The following is a 19,463-nucleotide window of genomic DNA, read 5'->3' as shown; positions in this document are numbered from 1 at the left end:
TCACGACTCCGCCGGATCGCGGAACCGCGTCATGTGGGCCGCCGGTGGGGCGGCGGGAGGAACGGCAGGTGGGCGTCGGCCGCCGGGTCGAGGGCCGCGCCGAGTGCCAGCAGGCACCCTGCCGTTCCGGTGGCGAGGTCCATGGAGAGCCGCATCATCTGGTGTCCGGGGAAGGCCAGTTGGCCCTGGTACGTCATCGCGAACCAGCCGAGCCCGGCGATCTGCCCGGCCAGCCGGTCCTCGGTCGCTCCCGGCGTGGTCGTGCGGCTGAGGTGCAGGATCATTCCGGCGCGGCCCTGGAAGAGCCCGGGCTGCGCGTAGAAGCGTGAGGTGGCCGCGGTGAGGACGCCGGAACGGGCCGGCTCGAACTCCCCGGCGAGACCGGGGGAGTGGACCACGAGGTCGTCGAGGACCATGCCGAGGCCCGCGCTGCCGTCGCCGAGGTAGGGCAGGGTCCGCCAGCCCTCGTCGACCTCCAGCGAGCCGTTCTCACGGGTCACGCAGGACTCCAGGTCCCGGCGCAGGGCCACGGCCGCCGCCTCCAGCCAGGCCTCCTCGCCGGACCACTCGTACTGCCGGAGCATGAGCAGTGCGGGGCCGCTCGCGCCGCGCAGCAGCCCGGCGCGCCGCCGGGGCGTGGCCGGAACCGGCTCCGTGAGGCGTTGTACGAGGATCCGCGCGGCCTCGTGGGCCCGCTCGCCCAGTTCCGCCTCGCCGGTCGTACGGGCCAGATGCCCGAGGACGAGGCCGAGCCCGGCCAGCCCGCCGTGCAGGTCGGAGGAGAGGTTCTGCCAGCGCTCGGCGAGGATGCCCTCGACCAGGTCCAGCGCCCGCTGCCGGTGCCCGAGCCGGTCGAGGACCAGGGCGACCCCCGCGAGCCCGTCGTACAGGCCGAGCGGCGTACCGACGGGGGCCGGCGCCGTGCGATCCAGCAGCCAGCGCTCGCCCTCCTCGTACCGCTCGGCACCGGCCGCGTCCAGCGCGAACAGCACCCCCGCGGCGCCGTGGGCGAGGCCGAGACCGCCGCCGTCGGAGAACTGCGCGACGTCGCCCGGGAAGAGCCGGTCGTCGCGCTCCGGGGTGGCCGAGGCGAGGATGGCCTTGACCATCGAGTCGCGGCTGTACGGCCAGTCGCCCGGGTCCACCGGCGAGGAGGGAGTGGCCGGAGTACGGCCGGACGTCTCCCGGGTGATCTCCGTGACCGCCTCGTCGAGGAACTGACGCGGCACGTCCGGGAACTGCTCCGCGATCACCTCGGCCAGATGTGCCGCCTTGCCGCGGTCGACCACGAACAACGTGGTCACGGGCAGGAAGAGGGCCAGCCGCAGACAGGCCAGCGCGTAGCGGTCGATGTCGGCGCCCCGGCGGTCCGGCGGCGCGAAGAACCCGGGGTGGGCGACGACCTGGCGGCCGTTCTCCCCGGCCGGTGCCGCGGCCTCGAAGTCGAGGAGGAACACCGTCTCCTCGTCCGGGGCGACCATGATGTTGAAGACGTGCAGGTCGTTGAAGACGATGCCCCGGGCGTGCACCGCCGCCACGGCGTCCTCCACCCTGCGGTGGATGCGCAGGGCCCATGCCGTGTATGCGGCGACGGCCTCCGCGCCGGGGTCCTGGGTGAGCAGTGGATGCCGTTCGGCGAAGAAGGAGTTGAGCGGACGGCCCTCCAGGAAGTCCATCACCAGGAAGCGGTGACCGCCGAGCTCGAACCAGTCGCGCACCTCCGGGACCACGCCGGTGCCCGCGACCTGCTCCAGAGCCTGCTTCTCCCGCTCGAGCCGGGCGACCGCGTCGGCCCCGTCCGAGGCCAGCCCCGCGTGCGGCCGGCCCTCCTTGAGGACGACCTTGCGCCCGTCACGGGTGTCGGTGCCGACGTACACACCGCCGCCGTTGGAGAAGTGCAGCGCCTTCTCGATGCGGTACGGCAGCTCACCCGTCGTCGTGTCGTTCCGCGTGTCGAGATGCGGCTGCAGGAACGCGGGGAGTGTCACCCACTCGGGCACCTGGAAGGACGGCGACCGCCGGTCCGGCACCAGCCGCCCCTCGCCGTCCCGCACCGCGGGCACCAGCGAGCCCCGCTCGTCCACGACGAACGCGCGGGCGAAGGCGCCGTAGCGGACGTACAGCGGGCCCTCGCCCCACCGCAGGTCGGTGAGGATGTACGGCCCCTCGAAACCCTCCAGCAGCGCGCCCAGCTCGCGCAGCACCTGGTGCAGCTGTTCCTCGTCGGACGGGTAGACGGTGACGAACTTGCCGCTGCCGTCGCGCGGTGCGTACTTGGTGTTGCGCAGGTGGAGCAGGTGCGGACCCGGCACGAACTTGAAGGGGACCCGCCGCTCGACGCAGTAGTCCCACACGATCCGCGCGATCTCCTCCGCGTTCGCCCGGGTCGCCGAGGCGTGGATCTTCCACCCCTGGGCCGGGCCCTGCAGCGGTTCGCCGTCCGGGCCGAGCGGTGTCATGGTCTGCCAGTCGCCGATCCGGGCCGACTCCCAGCCCTCCGGCAGCGGCCGGCGGGCCGTCTCGTAGAGGTGGGCGGCTGTCCCCTGCCCGCCCCGCGCCAGCCGGTCCGGCGTCTCGTAGAAATGCCGGTCGGCCAGCGCGTACACCTCGTACCGCTTGTCCATGCGTCCCCCTCCGTGACGAGCACCGAGCTTTCCAGCCACGTGCGGGGCACGCACAGTCACGCCTGTCACGAGAACACCGTGCGGAACGCATGCGTTAAGACATGTTCGGTTCCTTTCGAGCGCCCTCGGCGGCGTTGGCTCACGGAACGCCCACAGGGGCTGCGCAGGTGTCTCATTAGCGCTGTAATGGCCAACGTGGTCAGTCAGGGCGCCCCAGAGCGCGGAACGCGATCGATGCGTGCCGAAGGTGCCCTCAAGGCGATCGCGGCCGATCAGGAGTCGCCCGAACGGCTGCGCCGCGTCCTCGAACAAGCACTCGTCTTCGCCGGTGCGGCGTTCGCCGCCGTCTACGCGCCCGGACAGGACGGCGAGCTGCTGTGCCTGATGGAGTCCGCCGGGGCCCCGAGGACGCTGTACGGGCTGCGCGACAGCTACCCGCGCACCGGGCGGTCCCCGGTCGCCGAGGCCCACCGCGGGGGACGGCCGGTGTCACTGGGCCCTGCGGAACTCGCCGAGGACGCCCAGGCGCGGCGCGTGCCGTCGGGTGACTTCCACCTGACGGCCCTTCCCGTGCGGGGGGACGGCGGCTGCCTGCTGGCCGTGAGCGAACGCCCCGAGGGGTTCGGCGCCGACGACCGCAGGTGCCTGGAACTCGTCTCCGATGCGGTCGCCTTCACCGCCCCGGCCGCGCCCGCCGAGGCCGGGGACCTGCCGCCGAGCGCCTTCAGCCTCGCCATGGACACCGGCCGGGTCCGGGTCGGCGACGACCTGCTGGACCTGTTCGGCCTGGACCCCGTGGAGTTCGACGGCCGGGTCGAGACACTGCTCGGCCTGACCGTCCCCGAGGACCTGCCGTCACTGATGTCCGTGGTGGAGGCCGACCACATGTCCATCGGCGACCGCGAGCTGGAGTTCCGGGTGCTCCAGCCCGCCGGGCCGCCGAAGTGGCTCCGGCTGCGCGGGCGTCTCCTGCCCGGCGGCGAGGGCCGCCCGGCGCGCCTCGTGGGCACGGTCGTCGACGTCTCCACGCTGCGCTCCGACGTCACCGACGTGGCCCGCGTCCAGCGCCTGGCCGCCGCGCTGGCCACCGCCGTCACCGTCCGCGACGTCGGCAAGGCCGTGGTCGCCGCGCTGCGCCGGCCCCTGCGGGCCGACCGGATCGCACTCGCCGAGCTGGAGAGCGAACGGCTCGTCGTCACCGTCCTCGACCCGCCCGAACCCGAGGCCTGGCCCGATCTGTGGCGGTCGGAGTGGCGCACCGAGTGGCCCGACGCACCCGTGCGCGCCATGCCCACCCTCGCCGCCGCGCTGCGCGAGGGCCGGGCCCGCATCTGGCCCGCCGGCAGCCCCCTGGAACGCGCCCTGGCCGAGGTCGGCCCCGGCGGCCTCGCCGTCCTGCCGCTGCCCGCCGGGAACCGCATGGCCGGTGCCTGCCTGATCGGCTGGGACACCCCGCACGACTTCGGCACCGACGAACGCGCCCTGCTCACCGCCTGCGCCGGCCTTGCCGGACAGGCCCTGGTGCGGGCCCGCGCCTTCGACGCCGAACACGAACTCGTCGGCATGCTCCAGCGCCAGCTGCTGCCGCGCAGCCTGCCCCGGCTGCCGGGCGCGGTGGCCGTCGCCCGCTACCTGCCCAGCACGGCGGGGCTCGAACTCGGCGGCGACTGGTACGACGTCATCCCGCTGCCCGACAACCACGTCGCCCTCGTCATCGGCGACGTCCAGGGCCACAGCGCCGGCGCCGCCACCCTCATGGGCCAGATGCGCACCGCCCTGCGCGCCTACGCCGTCGAGGGGCACCCGCCGGACGTGGTCGTCGCGCACGCCAACCGGCTCCTCATGGACATGGAGAGCGACCTCTTCGCGACCTGCTGCTATGTCGACGTCGACCTGGAGGAGGGCGCCGCCTGGTGCGTGCGCGCGGGGCACCTGCCGCCGGTGCTGCGCTACCCGGACGGCCGGACCGAGATCGCGGAGGCCGAGGGCGGCCCGCCCCTCGGGGTGGTCACCCGGGCCGACTTCCCCATGAGCCCGCTCAGGCTCCCGCCGGGCACCGTGATCGCCCTGACCACGGACGGGCTCGTCGAGACGCCCGGCTCCGACATCGACGCAGGCATGGACCACCTCGCCGAGGAGCTCGCCGACGCCGCCTCCACCGACCTCGGGCTCGTCGCCGACGCCCTCCTGGGCAACGCACCGCGCAGCGACGACGTCGCCCTGCTCCTCATGCGCTACGACGGCATGGACCTGCGCCCGCTCCGGGAGAGCTGGACGGTCTGGCGGGTGCCGCAGGCCGTCGGGCACGCCCGCCGCTTCGCCCGGCGCACCCTGCGCTCCTGGGGCGTCACGGCCGACTACGACGCCGTCCTCCTCGTCGTCTCCGAACTCGTCACCAACGCCCTGGTCCACACCGACGGCAAGGTCCGCATGGACCTGACCCTCGTGAACGACCGGCTGCGCGTCGCCATCGCCGACGCCTCCCCCCGCTCCCCGGTCAGGCCGACCAGCATCAGCTGGGAGGCCACCGGCGGCCGGGGCATCCTCCTCGTCGAGGCCCTCGCCGCGAACTGGGGCACCCTGCCGGTCAGCGGCGGCAAGCAGGTGTGGGCGGAACTGCCGCTGGGGCGCTGAGCGACGGGACCGGCTCGCCGGCCCGCCTTCGGCGCACTCGCCCGTCCGGAGCCGTCACACACCCGCATCCCGCCCCACCGGGGCCTCTGGGCGCGGGCCCGCCCGGCAGCACCCCTGCTCAGCCCAGCCGCTTCAGCAGCTCCTCCGCGAGCGGCGCCGACGACGCGGGGTTCTGGCCGGTGACCAGGTTGCGGTCGGTGACCACGTGCGGGGCCCACGGCTCGGCGGCCCGCACGGTCACACCGGCCTCGGTGAGGCGGTCCTCGAGCAGCCACCTGGCGCGCTCGGCGAGTCCGCCCTGGATCTCCTCGGCGTTGGTGAACGCCGCGACCTCGTAGCCGGCGAAGACGTTCCCGCCGTCGGCCCCGACTGCGGCCAGCAGCGCGGCCGGCCCGTGGCAGACGACACCGAGCGGCCTGCCCGACTCCAGGGCCCGGGCGAGCAGCCTGCCGGAGTCGGCGTTCACGGCCAGGTCCTCCATCGGGCCGTGGCCGCCGGGGTAGAAGACGGCCGCGTAGTCGTCCAGCCGGACGTCCTCCAGGCGGACGGGACGCCGCAGCTCGGTGAAGGACTCCAGCGCCTTCGCGATCCGGTCGGCGTTCTCCTGCCCCCCGTTCACCTCGGGAGCCAGGGAGGCCCGGTCGACGGTGGGCTCGACTCCGCCGGGCGTGGCCACGACGACCTCGTGCCCGGCGGCCCGGAACGCCTCGTACGGGGCGACGGCCTCCTCGGCCCAGAAGCCGGTGGGGTGCTCGGTGCCGTCGGCCAGGGTCCAGGTGTCGGCGCCGGTGACGACGAAGAGGATCTTCGACATGGTGGGTGCATCTCCGTGAGACGGGCCGCGGTCGGACAGTGCGGCGATGACTCGTACGAGGACGACCGTAGGCGCCCGGACCGCAGGCTTTCCAATGGCAGAACCAATGGCAGCCATAGGTTTCCCAATGGCGCGGCCCGGTAGGGTCGGATCTCGTGAGGCCCCTCGACCCCCTCGGCGCGACGGCCCCGCCCGCGCAGCCCGACCTCAACCTGCTGCGCACCTTCCTGGCCGTCTACCGGTCCGGATCCTTCACGGCCGCCGCGCAGCTGCTGGGCCTGTCCCAGCCGACCGTCACCACGCAGATCCGCTCGCTGGAGCGGCAGACCCGCCGGGAGCTGTTCGAACGGCTCCCGCGCGGAGTCGCCCCGACCGCCGTGGCCGACGAGCTCGCGGCCCGTGTCGCGGGCCCCCTCGACGCGCTCGCCGAGGTCACCGGCCACGGAGGCCGGGAGCCGTCACGCGCCGAGCCGGTCCACCTGGCCGGGCCCGCCGAGCTCCTGTCCACCCGGGCCCTGCCCGCCCTCGCCCCGCTCGTCACCGACGGCGTACGGCTGCGCGTCACGATGGGGCTGACCGAGCCCCTGCTCGACGAACTGCGCGCCGGCCGCCACGACCTGGTGATCGCCACCACCCGGCCCCGCGGCCGCACCCTGTCCGCGGTGCCGCTGGCCGACGAGGAGTTCGTCCTGGTCGCCGCCCCCGCCTGGGCCGATCGTGTCGCGCAGCGCCCGGCAGCCGATGCCCCCGCCGCGCTGCACGACGTCCCGCTGATCACGTACGCCGAGGACCTGCCGATCGTGCGCCGCTACTGGCGGCACGTCTTCGGCCGGCGCCTGAACTGCCGCGCCGCCGTCTCGGTGCCGGACCTGAGGGCCGTCCTGGCCCTGGTCACGGCCGGTGCCGGTTTCAGCGTGCTGCCGCGCTACCTGTGCGCCGGGGAACTGGCGTCCGGCGCTCTGGTCCTCCTCGACGCTCCCGAGGACGTGCCGATCAACACCGGTTTCCTCGTCCAGCGCCCGGGCACCTCGGACCATCCGCACGTCACCCTGGTCCGCGACCGTCTGCTGGAGGCCGGCCGTACCTGGTGACGCCGCGGCCCGGCCGGGTACCCGCTGCGGCGGACGGGAAATTGGCACGAGCCGAAGGAAGAGGAACGTCATGGCTCAGCATGTCCGCGACATCATGACCGGCGACCCGGTCACCGTCGAGCCGCAGACCTCCGTCGCCGAGGTGGCGCGCATCATGCGCGACGAGGACCTCGGAGCCGTCCTGGTGACGGACGACGGCAGTCTGCGCGGCCTGGTCACCGACCGCGACATCGTGGTCCGCTCGGTCAGCAGGGGCGGCGACCCGGAGCAGATCACCGTGGCCGGCGCGTGCAGCGACGAGCTGGTCACCGTCAGCCCCGACGAGGACCTGGCCCAGGCGGTGGAGCTGATGCGCGAGCACTCGGTGCGCCGCATCCCGGTCGTCGACCACGGGCACCCCGTGGGCATCGTCTCCCTGGGCGACATGGCCATCGAACGCGACCCGGAGTCCGCGCTCGGCGACATCAGCGCCGCGCGTCCCAACACCTGACGGACGTCTTCCGGGCACGTCTTCCGAACACCCGGACGGGGAGGGGGAGTCCGGCCGCGCGGCACGGACGCCCCGGTCCGGGTTTGTTCGGTTTTCCGCTGGGGACTCGAACGTGAGCGGAAGCAGAAGGAAGATGATGAGTCGTGGAGTCCATGGACACCAGTGAGAAGCCCGTCGCCCGTCAGCACGAGACCGGCTGGTCGAGGGCACGCCGCCTGCGCGGAAAGGCCGCGCTGCGGACCTGCCTCCCCGCCGTCGAGGACCGGGGTACCCCCGGGGTGGTGCACTCCGGGGCGGAGTGGAACATCGTCCGGGGTGAGGACTGATCCCCCTCCGCAGGACCGCGCGGTGACGATCCGGGCAACTCCGCGCGTCGACAACCCGAAGAAGTGATGCTCACGTCCGCCGGATCACGACTAAGGTGAACCGAATGAAGGCTCTCGTGCTGTCCGGCGGCGCAGGAACAAGACTGAGGCCGATCACGCACACCTCGGCCAAACAACTGGTGCCCGTGGCCAACAAGGCCGTTCTGTTCTACGGGTTGGAGTCGATCGCCGAGGCCGGCATCACGGATGTGGGCATGATCGTCGGGGAGACGGCCGAGGAGATCGAGGAAGCGGTGGGGGACGGGTCGGAGTTCGGCCTCAAGGTCACCTACATTCCCCAGGAGCGACCCCTCGGGCTGGCCCACGCGGTACTGATCGCCCGGGACTACCTCGGTGACGACGACTTCGTGATGTACCTCGGCGACAACTTCATCGTCGGCGGCATCACCGGCCTCGTCGACGAGTTCCGGGGCAACCGGCCCGACGCCCAGATCCTCCTCACGCGCGTGGCCGACCCCCGCGCCTTCGGCGTCGCCGAACTCGACCCGTCCGGCCGGGTGATCGGCCTGGAGGAGAAGCCCGACCAGCCCAAGAGCGATCTCGCGCTGGTCGGCGTCTACATGTTCACGCCCCTGATCCACGAGGCGGTCCGCGCCATCGGACCGTCCTGGCGCGGCGAACTCGAGATCACCCACGCCATCCAGCACCTGATCGACACCCGCGCCGACGTGCGCTCCACGGTCATCAAGGGCTACTGGAAGGACACCGGCAACGTCGGCGACATGCTCGAGGTGAACCGCACGGTCCTCGAAGCCATGGAGCGCCGCATCGACGGCGACGTGGACGACGCGTCGGAGACCATCGGGCGCGTCGTGCTCGAAGAGGGCGCGCGGATCGTCAACTCCCGTGTCGTCGGGCCCGTCGTCATCGGCTCGGGCACCGTCGTCAGCAACTCCTACGTCGGTCCCTTCACCTCCGTCGCGGAGAACTGCCGGATCACCGACAGCGAGCTGGAGTTCTCGATCGTGCTGCGGGACTCCTCGATCCAGGGCGTCGGCCGGATCGAGGCCTCGCTGATCGGCCGGCACGTCGAGGTGACCCCGGCCCCCAGCGTGCCCAGCGCCCACCGTCTCGTCCTCGGAGATCACAGCAAGGTGCAGATCACTTCATGAACCTCCTCGTCACCGGCGCCGCCGGGTTCATCGGCTCCCGCTACGTCCGCGCACTGCTCGCCTCGGACGCGCCCGACGCGCCGCGCATCACCGTGCTGGACAAGCTCACCTACGCCGGCACCCTCGACAACCTCGAACTGACCCATCCGCGGCTGGAGTTCGTGCAGGGCGACGTCTGTGACGCCGAGCTGGTCGACAAGCTGACGGCCGGTGCGGACCAGGTCGTGCACTTCGCGGCCGAGTCCCACGTGGACCGCTCGATCAGCGGCGCCGCCGACTTCGTCCGCACCAACGTCCTCGGCACCCAGACCCTGCTGGACGCCGCCCTGCGCCACGACGTGGGCCCCTTCGTGCACGTCTCCACCGACGAGGTCTACGGCTCCATCGAGTCCGGCTCGTGGCCGGAGGACCACCCGCTGCAGCCGAACTCGCCGTACTCGGCCTCCAAGGCCTCCTCCGACCTGCTCGCGCTGGCCTACCACCGCACCCACGGCCTGGACGTGCGCGTCACGCGCTGCTCCAACAACTACGGCCCGCACCAGTTCCCCGAGAAGGTCATCCCGCTGTTCGTCACCAACCTCCTCGACGGCCACAAGGTGCCGCTGTACGGCGAGGGCCGCAACGTCCGCGACTGGCTGCACGTCGACGACCACTGCCAGGGCGTCGACCTCGTCCGCACCCAGGGCCGGCCCGGCGAGGTCTACAACATCGGCGGCGGCACCGAGCTCACCAACAGGGAACTCACCGGCCTGCTCCTGGACGCCTGCGGAGCGGACTGGGACCGGGTCGAGCACGTCGAGGACCGCAAGGGCCACGACCTGCGCTACTCCGTGGACTGCTCCAAGGCCCGCGACGAACTCGGCTACCGACCCCGCCACGACTTCACCACCGGCCTCGCCGAGACCGTCGCCTGGTACCGCGACAACCGGGCCTGGTGGGAGCCCCTGAAGCGGCGCGTCGCCCAGGAGCGGGTATGAGGTGGCTGATCGCCGGGGCGGGCGGAATGCTCGGCCGTGACGTCGTCGGGGAACTCACGCGGCGGGGCGAGAGCGTCGTGGGTCTCGACCGCGCATCCCTCGACATCACGAGCCCCGAAGCCGTCGACGCCGCCGTGCGGGAACACCGCCCCGACCTCGTCGTGAACTGCGCCGCCTACACGGCTGTCGACGACGCCGAGACCGACGAGGCCCGCGCCCTGGAGATCAACGGCCACGGCCCGCGTCTGCTGGCCCGGGCCTGCGCCGCGTACGGTGCCCGCCTGATCCATGTCTCCACGGACTACGTCTTCTCCGGCGAGGCCCGCGCCACCCCCTACCCGGAGGATCATCCGACGGGCCCGCGCACCGCCTACGGCCGCACCAAGCTGGCCGGCGAGCGGGCCGTACGGGAAGAGCTCCCCGGGGCGAGCGCGATCGTGCGCACGGCGTGGCTCTACGGCGTCCACGGCCCGAATTTCGTCCGGACCATGATCGGACTGGAAGCCCGCCGGGACACCCTCGACGTCGTCGACGACCAGCGCGGGCAGCCCACCTGGAGCGCGGACGTCGCCGAGCGGATCGCCGACCTCGGCTCCCGGCTCGGCCCCGAGGCGCACGGCGTCTTCCACGCGACCAGCTCCGGCGAGGCCACCTGGCTCGACCTCGCCCGCGAGGTGTTCTCCCTCATCGGCGCGGACCCCGACCGGGTGCGCCCCACCAGCAGCGCGGCCTTCCCCCGGCCCGCGCCCCGCCCGGCGTACAGCGCCCTCGCACACCGACGGTGGCAGGAGATCGGCCTGCCGCCGCCGCGTGACTGGCGCTCCGCCCTGCACGAAGCACTGCCCCGCATCCGCAAGGAAGGTCTTCCTCGTGAAACGCCATGAGTTCCTCCGGGAACTGCACAAGGTCAGCGCCAATCGCAACTACCTGGAGATCGGCGTCAACGACGGGCGCAGCCTGACGCTGTCCCGCGTCCCCAGCATCGCGATCGACCCCGCCTTCAAGGTGGTCTCGGAGCTGAGGTGCGACGTCCACCTGGTGAAGGCCACCAGCGACGACTTCTTCGCGCGCGACAATCCGCTCCAGCACCTCAAGGGTGGCCGTCACCCGCTGCGCAACCTGCGCCGTGGCCGCAGCCCGATCGGCTACTGGCGCAAGACGACGCTGGATCTGTCGTTCATCGACGGCATGCACCTGTTCGAGTTCGCGCTGCGCGACTTCATGAACGTCGAGAAGTACTCGGACTGGTCCAGTGTGATCGTCCTCGACGACATGCTGCCGCGCAGCATCGACGAGGCGGCCCGGGACCGGCACACGAACGCCTGGACCGGTGACGTCTACAAGATCACCGAGGTGCTGGCGCGCTACCGCCCCGACCTGGTCACGGTGCAGGTGGACACCGCCCCCACCGGCCAGCTGGTCGTCTTCGGTGCCGACCCGAACAACCGGGTCCTGCACGACAAGTACGACGAGATCATGGCCGAGTACAAGATCCCGGACCCGCAGAAGGTCCCCGAGGCGATCCTGGAGCGGGCCGGCGCGGTCCGCCCCGAGGCCCTCCTGGAAGCGGGCTTCTGGCGTCCCCTCACCCAGGCCCGCAACCGCGGCCTGCCCCGCGCCGTCGGCTGGGAGCCCCTGCGCAAGGCCCTGCAGCAGGTCGGCGTGAGCCGCTGAAAGACGGCGCCGGCCACCGCCCGGGGGCGGCCGGCGCCAACGACCTTCCCGGCCTTCCGGGGCACAGGCCCAGACGCTTCATGCGTCTGGGCCTGCGGTGTGCCAGGGCGTTCGGCTGAGGCGTCGGCGGCCGGAGCCGTCAGCCGCCGTCCCCGGCCGGCCCGCGCCGCAGTTCCTCGTAGTACGCCAGGCAGGCCTCGTACGACGGCAGCAGCCCCCGGCGTTCCGCCTCTGCCAGGGTCGGGGCCTGTTCGTCCTTGGGGGACAGAAGCGGGGTGATGCCGTCGGGCCACTCGATGCCCAGGGCCGGGTCGAGAGGGTGGATGCCGTGCTCGCGGCCCGGGGCGTAGCCCTCCGAGCACAGGTAGACCACCGTCGCGTCGTCCGTGAGGGCCATGAAGGCGTGGCCGAGGCCCTCCGCGAGGAACACCGCGTGCCGCGTGTCGTCGTCGAGCCGGACGGCCTCCCACTTCCCGTACGTGGGAGAGCCCACGCGGATGTCGATCACCACGTCCAGGACGGCACCGCGTACACAGGTGACGTATTTGGCCTGGCCGGGCGGCACATCGGCGAAGTGCACGCCCCGCAGCACTCCCCGCCGTGAGACCGAGCAGTTGGCCTGGGCCAGGGACAGGCCGTGACCGGTCGCCTCGCGGAACTCCGCGCCGCGGTACCACTCGTGGAAGCTGCCCCGGTCGTCCGGGAAGATCTTGGGCTCCAGAACCCAGGCGCCCTCTACCCCCAGGGGTCGCATGCCGTCACCGTCCTCCGGTCTCGATACGGGAATTCACCTTCCGGCGCGCGGCGCCGAGCACGCGTCGGGCGCGCCGGGCCAGCCGCAGCGCGACCCCGGGCCCCGGCACCGGCGTCACCAGCACACTCCCGTCCCCGGCCCGCAGCGCGAACGGCAGGCCGGTGAAGCGGGCCCGGTCGGCGCCCGGGGTCAGGCACACGGCCACCCGCCAGACGTCGTCCGAGAGATCCCGGGGCAGTTCCGTCTCCACCACCGAGCCCGGCCGGTCCGCGCCGGGGGAGAGCGTGCCCGGCACCTCCAGGATCCGGCTGGAGGAGACGAACCTCAGCCGCACCTCGGTGCCGCCCGCGACATGCACCGGAAGCAGGACACGGAACCGCCCGCCGGAGACGGCGACGTCCCCCAGTTGCACACGGCCCAGTCCGAGCCGCTTGCCGCGCGCGCCGAGTTCCAGGGAGAGGTTGCCGTGCGGTTCGGTCCAGTACGGCAGGACCGGCCGGTCACCGACGACACCCACGGGGAGCGTGGGCCGGTCCTCGCGCGGCGCCGGACCCAGCCGGCACTCCTTGGTCCAGCCGCCCGACTTCACCCGGACGAGCGCGTCCCAGGCACCGTCACGCGGCAGTTCGGCCGGATCGACCGTGGCGGTGGTCCGCAGGACCAGCCGGACCTCCTCGCCGTCCCCGACGGGCGCGGTCTCGCGAGTGAACTCCACCGGCTGGAAGTACTGCGCGGCGCTGGAGCGCTCCCGCAGCAGCAGATCGGCCGTGGCCTGCCCGGACCGCGCGGCGGTCTCCGAGGCCACCCACCGCACCGCCTCGGTCACGTCCTTGGGTACGTCGGTCAGCGGCGCGGCCTCGGCGTCGGCCGGGAACAGCATGGGCTCGCCGCCGGACAGGTACTCGGCCGTGAAGGCGACGCGGAGCGAGCCGTCGCGCCACTCGATGTCCCCGAGGGTCGCCTTGGGGGCGACGCCCGCCTCCCACTGCGCGAAGGCCACCACGTCGTCGTACCGGTCGGCCGCCGTCAGCGCGGCGATGACCTGCTGCGTCGGCTGCAGGCCGGCCGCGACACCGGGCCCGAAGCGCTCGACGACGACCTCGTGGATCTCCCCGAACAGCTCCCTGCGGTAGTCGTCCGGCAGGTTCAGGAAGCGCCGGGCCCGCAGCCGCTCGACCATCTCCACACGCAGCCAGCGCCGGAACAGCCGGTCGCGCACCGGACCGGGCTCCGTGTACTCCTCGACGACGTCGAGGGCCTCGCGCAGGTTCCTGAAGTAGCCGGCGGGGTCGAAGCGTTCGAAACCGGCGTTGGAGCCGTCGTCCCGCCGGATGTGGTAGTAGCAGACGTAGTCGCTGAGCACGGAGACGTTCCGCGCGCGCAGATACGCCTCGGCGATGAAGACGTGGTCCTCCAGGCGCCGTCTGCCCTCGGGAAAGCGCAGGCCGATGCGGTCCAGGAAGGCCCGGCGGACCATCTTGTGCGGGGTGAGGCTGTCGATGAGCGGGGCGTTCTCGACGGTGGCGCGCGGGTGGTTGCGGCGGAACAGCTCCACCGGCACCCCGCGGTTCCTGCCGGCCATCTTGCCCACGACGACGTCGGCGTCGTGGGCCACGCCGTAGTCGTACATCCGCTCCAGGGCCTCGTCGCCCAGGTAGTCGTCGTTGTCGACGAACATCACGAACTCGCCCCGGGAGGCCTCGATGCCGACGTTGCGGGGCTTGCCCGACCAGCCGGAGTTCTCCTGGTGGATGACCTTCATCCGGGGGTCCTCGGCGGCGAGCGCGTCGAGCCGGGCCGGGGTCTCGTCGGTCGAGCCGTCGTCGACGAAGATCACCTCGAACTCGTCGGGCGGCAGCGACTGCCGCTGCAGCGAGGAGATGCAGTCCTCGATGTAGATCCCCGGGTTGTACACGGGGACGATGACGCTGACCTTGACCGGCATCGGGTTTCCGGGCCCCTTCGGGTCGCTTGCCGTAGACGTCCTGTTGTACTGCGTTGTACTGCGTGTTGCCCGATGCTAACCCGGTCGGCGACTCCGCCTCACCACTCGAGACCTCGATGTGATCATCTCCGCCGGCACTGCAACTGCGCTGCTCTGTCTGTCTGTTCGCGGTCAAGCCGGTTCGGGCCGGAGCCGCCCGCGGCCTCTAGGCTGGGGAGGTGCGCCTGCTCCTCATGTCAGACACCCACCTGCCCAAGCGGGCCAGGCGACTTCCCGCCCCCCTGCTCGCCGAGCTGCCGCATGCCGATGTCGTGTTCCACGCCGGAGACTGGGTCGACACGGACACCCTCGATCTGCTGGAGGCCCGCTGCCGCAGGCTCGTCGGTGTGTACGGCAACAACGACGGGACGGAGCTGCGGGCCCGGCTGCCTGAGGTGGCGTACGCGGAACTGGGCGGGGTGCGGTTCGGCGTGATCCACGAGACGGGCGCCAAGCAGGGCCGGGAGCAGCGGTGCGCCGCCCGCTTCCCCGGCCTGGACGTGCTGGTCTTCGGCCACAGCCACATCCCCTGGGACACCACGGCCCCCTCCGGCCTGCGCCTGCTGAACCCGGGTTCCCCGACGGACCGCCGCCGTCAGCCCCACTGTACGTACATGACCGCCACGGTCGCCGATGGGCTGCTCGCGGACGTGCAACTGCACCGGCTGCCGCCCCGCCCGCCGCGCTGAACCACCCGGCCGCGCTCGTGACATGATCGCCGCATGGCTCAGGACGAGGGGTACCTCCTGGACAACCGGCGGCCGGGGCCGGTACGCGCTTCGACGCGCTGGCAGCCCTCTTCGACGCCTCGACGTTGCGCCACTTCGAGACGGCCGGGGTCGCCGAGGGATGGCGGTGCTGGGAGGTCGGGGCCGGCGGGCCGACCGTGGCGGTGTGGCTGCGCGAGCGCCTCGGGCCGGCCGGGAGCGTGCTCGCCACCGACATCGACGTGTCCTCGACGGGGACGGCCGGCACCGAGGGCGTAGAGGTGCTCCGGCACGACGTCGGCCGCGACGACCCCCCCGCCCGGCCCCTTCGACCTGGTGCACGCCCGTCTCGTCCTGGTCCACGTCACCGAGCGCGACGCCGCGCTGCGCGCCATGGTCCGGGCGCTCAGGCCCGGCGGGCTGCTGCTGGTCGAGGACGCCGCCCTCGCGCTGCAGCCGCTGATCTGCCCCGACGGGCACGGCCCCGAGCCGGAGCGGGCCAACCGGCTCCGCACCGGCTTCCGTGAGCTGCTGCGTCGGCGCGGTGCCGATCTCTCCTACGGGCGCAGACTGCCGCGGCTGCTGCGCGAGGCGGGCCTCGTGGACGTCGAGGCCGACGCCTGCTTCCCGGTCACCTCGCCCGCCTGCGACGCCCTGGAGGCGGCCACCGTCCGGCAGGTGCGGGACAGGCTCGTCGCCGCGGGCCTCGCCACGGACGAGGAGATCGACGGACATCTCGCCGCCGTCGAGGCGGGACGACCGGACCTCGCCACCTCGCCGATGATCTCCGCGTGGGGCCGCAGACCGACAGGCGACGGTCCGCAGCGACTCATCCAGAGCCGGCCCTGAGACGCCGGAGTGCTCCACCCACCCGTCGACCACCGGCGCGTCCAGACCTTGCGGCCGGTCAGGTGACGGGCCGGCTGTTCCGGGCGCCCCTCACCCGTCGTTCCTTTCCCCCTCCGAGAAGCCGGCGCTGTCGAAACCGGGCTCCAGTTCCACACCGGTGGCATTCAGGAAGAAGGCCACCATGTGGTACTGCCCCACCAGCATGGCGATCTCGATCAGTTCGGGGTCGCCGAAGTGCTCGGCCAGACCCTCCCAGGTCGCGTCGGACATCGTGGCCTCGCCGTGCAGCTCGTCCGCCGCGCGGATCAGGTCCCTCTGGAGGTCCCCCCAGCCGGGTGCCTCCGGCCCTTCGCCGATGCGGTCGATGTCCGCGTCCGTGACGCCCGCGGCCCTGGCCAGGGGGAGGTGCCGCCCCCACTCGTACCGCGCGCCGGTGTTCCATGCGGTACGCAGGATCAGCAACTCGCGCAGATCTCCCGGCAGTCGGCCCCTGCCGAGCAGCTGGCCACCGAACGGCATGAACTGCTCGTAGAGATCGGGATGGCGCACGAGCGTGGTGAAGATGTTCGGGATCCCGCCTCCAGGGTCGTGGGGAGCGGCGGCCAGCAGTTCCCTGGTCCGCGGGTCCCACTCTTCTTCGGGGAGCGGTGTCAGACGTGGACGGTTCGGTGGGGCGGCTTCGTGGCGCTGTGACATGGCGGCCTCCAGTCTCCGAGGGACTCACCTTAGGAGACCGGCTGAACGCTCAGCGAGTGAACGGCCGGGAGCAGTCAGCCGGTTGGGTCCAGAACGACCTTGCGGACGCCGTCGGAGCGGCCTGCGAACAGTGCGTACGCCGCCGGTCCTTCGGAGAGGGCGAAGCGGTGGGAGACCACGGCCTCGGGCTGGAGCCGGCCGGCACGGGTGAGGGCGATCAGGGGAGGGAGTTCGTAGTGCACCGAGCACAGCCCGATGGCGAACTCCAGTTCCTTGACCTGTGCCAATCCCATGTGGAACGGGAAGGCTTTGCTCTGGCTGACCCCGATGACACTGACCCGGCCGGCCTGGCGGACGGCCTTGAGGGCGAGCGCGATGGTGGCGTCGGAACCCACGGCCTCCACCACGGCGTCCGGCCCGCGGCCGGCGGTCATGTCCCGGATGGCCGTCCGCGCGTCGTCACCCTCGACCGGCTCGACGCCCAGGCCGGCGGCGAAGGCGCGGCGCTCCGCCACCAGGTCCACGCCCAGCACCCGTGCCGCGCCCATCGCGAGGGCGGACTGAGCGGCCATGAGACCGACCGGGCCGAGGCCGATGACCAGGACGGTCTCACCGGGCTGGATGCGGGCACGGCGGCAGCCGTACCAAGCGGTGGGGGCGTTGTCCGTCAGGACGACGGCGGCCTCGTCGGAGATGTCCTCGGGCAGGTGCACCAGGTTGACATCGGCGCAGGGCACCACCAGGGCCTGGGCCTGGCTGCCCGGGAGCTTCGGGCTCACTCCGTAGCAGAGCTCCGTGCTCGACGTGGCGCGCTCGCATCGGGCGGTGAACCCGGCCGCACACTGCCGGCACTGCGAACAGCCGACAGAGGCGGGCACCAGGACCCGGTCGCCGGGCTTGAAGCGGGTGACCTGGCCGCCGGTGTCGACGACCACGCCGACGCACTCGTGTCCCGGTGTGTAGCCCAGTTCCGGGCTGAACGCGTTGCCGCCGTAGATGTGCAGGTCGCTGCCGCAGATGCCGGCCGCGGTCACCCGCACCACCGCATCGGCGGGGCTGGTGACGGCCGGGTCGGGGACGTCCCCGTAGCGGATGTCGTGACGGCCGTGGTAGGTCAGCGCCTTCATCGGATCTCTCCCTCCCCTCGGCCCGGTCAGTCCGCGATCTTCAGCACCAGCTTGCCGTGGTTGTCACCACGGAACAGCCGCATCAGGGTCTCGGGGAACGCCGCGACCGAGCCGGACACCACGTCCTCCAAGGACTTCAGCCGGCCTTCCGCCCGCCACGTGGCCATCTGTGCGATGCCCTCCGCGTACCGTTCGGCGTAGTCGAACACCACGATGCCCGTCATGGAGGCGCGGTTCACCAGCAGCGACAGGTAGTTGGCGGGGCCTTGCGGCTCGGTGCTGTTGTACTGGGAGATCGCGCCGCAGACCACGACGCGGGCGCCGCGCGCCAGGCGCAGCAGCACGGCGTCCAGAACGTCGCCGCCGACGTTGTCGAAGTACACGTCGACGCCGTCGGGGGCGTGCTCGCGCAGGGCCTTGCGGACGTCCTCGCTCTGGTAGTCGATCGCGGCGTCGAATCCGAACTCGTCCACCACCAGGCGGCACTTGGCCTCGCCGCCGGCGATGCCGATGACCCGGCATCCGAGAATCTTGGCGATCTGCCCGACGACGCTGCCGACGGCCCCGGCTGCTCCGGAGACCACGACGGTCTGCCCCGGCTCGGGACGCCCGACCTCGATCAGGCCGAAGTAGGCCGTCAGGCCCGACATGCCGAGCGTGCCGAGATAGGTCGGCAGGGGAGCAGCCGCAGGGTCGACCTTGGTCACGCCGCGCCCGTCCGAGACGCAGTACTCCTGCACGCCGAACGTGCCCGACACATGGTCGCCGACCGCGAACCCGGAGTGTCGGGAGGCGACCACCCGGCCCACCGCGCCGGCGCGCATCACCTCGCCGATCTCCACCGGGCGGATGTAGGACCTGCCCGCGTTCATCCAGCCGCGCATCGCCGGGTCGATCGACAGGCAGAGCACCTGTACCAGGAACTCCCCCTCGCCCGGCTGCCCCGCCGGTTCCTCGACGTGCTCCCAGTCGGTGGGGCGCGGCTCTCCCACGGGACGTGCGGCCAGGCGTATCTGGCGGTTGACCGTACTCATCAGCGGCGACTCTCCTCGGCTGCATACCGTCCAGTCGGTACGGTCGTGAGCGTACGGGTGCCCGCCGTCCGGGGCAAGAGCGGGTCCGCCACGACCTACGGCTCATGCGGGCGGCCGGCCCTGGACGGCGGGCTATTCCGGTCCAGGCACCGCCATCTCTCCGAGCAGCGACCAGTCGTCCTGCGGGACGTTCGCGTTCACGATGCGCGGTGTCTCGGCCAGATGCGGAGGCAGCGTCTGCTGCGCGGCCTTGAAGTGCGCGGACTGTACGTGTGCGGCCCCGGCCTCGTCGTCGCGGAAGGCCTCGACGAGAACGTACTCCGACGGCTCGTCCACGCTGCGCGACCAGTCGAACCACAGGCAGCCGGGCTCGGTGCGCGTCGCCCGGGTGAAATCACCGGCGATCTCGGGCCAGCGGTCGGCGTGCTCGGGGCGGACCCGGAACTTTGCGGTGATGAAGATCATGGGAATCCCTTCCGTGAGGTGCTGATGGCGACACGATCGTACGAA

At 72.3% G+C, this 19,463-nt stretch carries 17 protein-coding genes and 1 pseudogene; 10 read left to right on the top strand and 8 right to left on the bottom strand.

Going from position 1 to position 19,463, the window contains the following annotated elements; translation table 11 throughout:
- Nucleotides 1-29: 29 nt before the first annotated feature.
- The gene (gene lanKC / locus ACFU3E_RS22870) at nucleotides 30-2,624 is read right to left on the bottom strand and encodes a class III lanthionine synthetase LanKC (RefSeq protein WP_384161128.1); all 2,595 of its coding nucleotides are present in this window, start codon (nucleotides 2,622-2,624) and stop codon (nucleotides 30-32) included.
- Between the two features lie 186 nt (nucleotides 2,625-2,810).
- Here lanKC and ACFU3E_RS22865 point away from each other — a divergent pair, with 186 nt between their 5' ends.
- The gene (locus ACFU3E_RS22865; RefSeq protein ID WP_384161125.1) at nucleotides 2,811-5,258 is read left to right on the top strand and encodes a SpoIIE family protein phosphatase; all 2,448 of its coding nucleotides are present in this window, start codon (nucleotides 2,811-2,813) and stop codon (nucleotides 5,256-5,258) included.
- A 118-nt stretch (nucleotides 5,259-5,376) separates the two neighbouring features.
- On the opposite strand, the gene ACFU3E_RS22860 is transcribed toward ACFU3E_RS22865, so the two are convergent.
- Nucleotides 5,377-6,072, bottom strand: coding sequence for a type 1 glutamine amidotransferase domain-containing protein (locus ACFU3E_RS22860; RefSeq protein ID WP_384161122.1), 696 nt, complete (start codon nucleotides 6,070-6,072; stop codon nucleotides 5,377-5,379).
- A 155-nt stretch (nucleotides 6,073-6,227) separates the two neighbouring features.
- Here ACFU3E_RS22860 and ACFU3E_RS22855 point away from each other — a divergent pair, with 155 nt between their 5' ends.
- The 7 genes from ACFU3E_RS22855 to ACFU3E_RS22825 all read left to right on the top strand — a co-directional run bounded on the left by ACFU3E_RS22855 (nucleotide 6,228) and on the right by ACFU3E_RS22825 (nucleotide 11,802).
- Nucleotides 6,228-7,163, top strand: coding sequence for a LysR family transcriptional regulator (locus ACFU3E_RS22855; protein WP_384161119.1), 936 nt, complete (start codon nucleotides 6,228-6,230; stop codon nucleotides 7,161-7,163).
- Between the two features lie 70 nt (nucleotides 7,164-7,233).
- The gene (locus ACFU3E_RS22850) at nucleotides 7,234-7,653 is read left to right on the top strand and encodes a CBS domain-containing protein (protein ID WP_384161116.1); all 420 of its coding nucleotides are present in this window, start codon (nucleotides 7,234-7,236) and stop codon (nucleotides 7,651-7,653) included.
- A 143-nt stretch (nucleotides 7,654-7,796) separates the two neighbouring features.
- Nucleotides 7,797-7,979: a hypothetical protein gene (locus tag ACFU3E_RS22845; protein ID WP_384161188.1), complete on the top strand. Its 183-nt coding sequence runs from the start codon at nucleotides 7,797-7,799 to the stop codon at nucleotides 7,977-7,979.
- A 104-nt stretch (nucleotides 7,980-8,083) separates the two neighbouring features.
- The gene (locus ACFU3E_RS22840) at nucleotides 8,084-9,151 is read left to right on the top strand and encodes a glucose-1-phosphate thymidylyltransferase (RefSeq protein WP_384161113.1); all 1,068 of its coding nucleotides are present in this window, start codon (nucleotides 8,084-8,086) and stop codon (nucleotides 9,149-9,151) included.
- Nucleotides 9,148-10,128, top strand: a complete 981-nt coding sequence (gene rfbB / locus ACFU3E_RS22835) for a dTDP-glucose 4,6-dehydratase (RefSeq protein ID WP_384161110.1) — start codon at nucleotides 9,148-9,150, stop codon at nucleotides 10,126-10,128. The genes ACFU3E_RS22840 and rfbB overlap by 4 nt, the downstream gene beginning before the upstream one ends.
- Entirely contained in the window at nucleotides 10,125-11,012 is an 888-nt protein-coding gene (gene rfbD, locus ACFU3E_RS22830; protein ID WP_384161107.1) for a dTDP-4-dehydrorhamnose reductase, read from the top strand. The genes rfbB and rfbD overlap by 4 nt, the downstream gene beginning before the upstream one ends.
- Nucleotides 10,999-11,802, top strand: coding sequence for a class I SAM-dependent methyltransferase (locus ACFU3E_RS22825; protein WP_384161104.1), 804 nt, complete (start codon nucleotides 10,999-11,001; stop codon nucleotides 11,800-11,802). The genes rfbD and ACFU3E_RS22825 overlap by 14 nt, the downstream gene beginning before the upstream one ends.
- 139 nt (nucleotides 11,803-11,941) lie before the next feature.
- On the opposite strand, the gene rfbC is transcribed toward ACFU3E_RS22825, so the two are convergent.
- Nucleotides 11,942-12,556 carry a dTDP-4-dehydrorhamnose 3,5-epimerase gene (gene rfbC / locus ACFU3E_RS22820; RefSeq protein WP_384161101.1) on the bottom strand — a complete coding sequence of 205 codons (615 nt, stop codon included), beginning with the start codon at nucleotides 12,554-12,556 and terminating at the stop codon, nucleotides 11,942-11,944.
- A gap of 4 nt (nucleotides 12,557-12,560) precedes the next feature.
- Nucleotides 12,561-14,501 (bottom strand): glycosyltransferase family 2 protein, encoded by a 1,941-nt coding sequence (locus ACFU3E_RS22815; RefSeq protein WP_384161098.1) that lies wholly within the window; start codon nucleotides 14,499-14,501, stop codon nucleotides 12,561-12,563.
- A 218-nt stretch (nucleotides 14,502-14,719) separates the two neighbouring features.
- On the opposite strand from ACFU3E_RS22815, the gene ACFU3E_RS22810 reads away from it, so the two are divergent.
- Together ACFU3E_RS22810 and ACFU3E_RS22805 are read left to right on the top strand one after the other, a co-directional pair.
- Nucleotides 14,720-15,229, top strand: a complete 510-nt coding sequence (locus ACFU3E_RS22810) for a metallophosphoesterase family protein (RefSeq protein WP_384161095.1) — start codon at nucleotides 14,720-14,722, stop codon at nucleotides 15,227-15,229.
- Nucleotides 15,230-15,262: 33 nt separating this feature from the next.
- Nucleotides 15,263-16,096: pseudogene (locus ACFU3E_RS22805) on the top strand (methyltransferase).
- Between the two features lie 90 nt (nucleotides 16,097-16,186).
- Here ACFU3E_RS22805 and ACFU3E_RS22800 read toward each other — a convergent pair.
- From ACFU3E_RS22800 to ACFU3E_RS22785, 4 genes are all read right to left on the bottom strand, one after another.
- Nucleotides 16,187-16,792, bottom strand: coding sequence for a carboxymuconolactone decarboxylase family protein (locus tag ACFU3E_RS22800; protein ID WP_384161093.1), 606 nt, complete (start codon nucleotides 16,790-16,792; stop codon nucleotides 16,187-16,189).
- Nucleotides 16,793-16,866: 74 nt separating this feature from the next.
- Nucleotides 16,867-17,919, bottom strand: a complete 1,053-nt coding sequence (locus ACFU3E_RS22795; RefSeq protein ID WP_384161090.1) for an alcohol dehydrogenase catalytic domain-containing protein — start codon at nucleotides 17,917-17,919, stop codon at nucleotides 16,867-16,869.
- Nucleotides 17,920-17,945: 26 nt separating this feature from the next.
- Nucleotides 17,946-18,953 carry an NADP-dependent oxidoreductase gene (locus tag ACFU3E_RS22790; RefSeq protein WP_384161087.1) on the bottom strand — a complete coding sequence of 336 codons (1,008 nt, stop codon included), beginning with the start codon at nucleotides 18,951-18,953 and terminating at the stop codon, nucleotides 17,946-17,948.
- Nucleotides 18,954-19,085: 132 nt separating this feature from the next.
- Nucleotides 19,086-19,418: a putative quinol monooxygenase gene (locus ACFU3E_RS22785; protein WP_384161084.1), complete on the bottom strand. Its 333-nt coding sequence runs from the start codon at nucleotides 19,416-19,418 to the stop codon at nucleotides 19,086-19,088.
- Nucleotides 19,419-19,463: the final 45 nt, after the last annotated feature.

This window comes from Streptomyces sp. NPDC057424, from assembly GCF_042803315.1.
Classification (GTDB): Bacteria; Actinomycetota; Actinomycetes; order Streptomycetales; family Streptomycetaceae; genus Streptomyces.
This window is presented reverse-complemented; position numbering and strand designations above follow the sequence as displayed.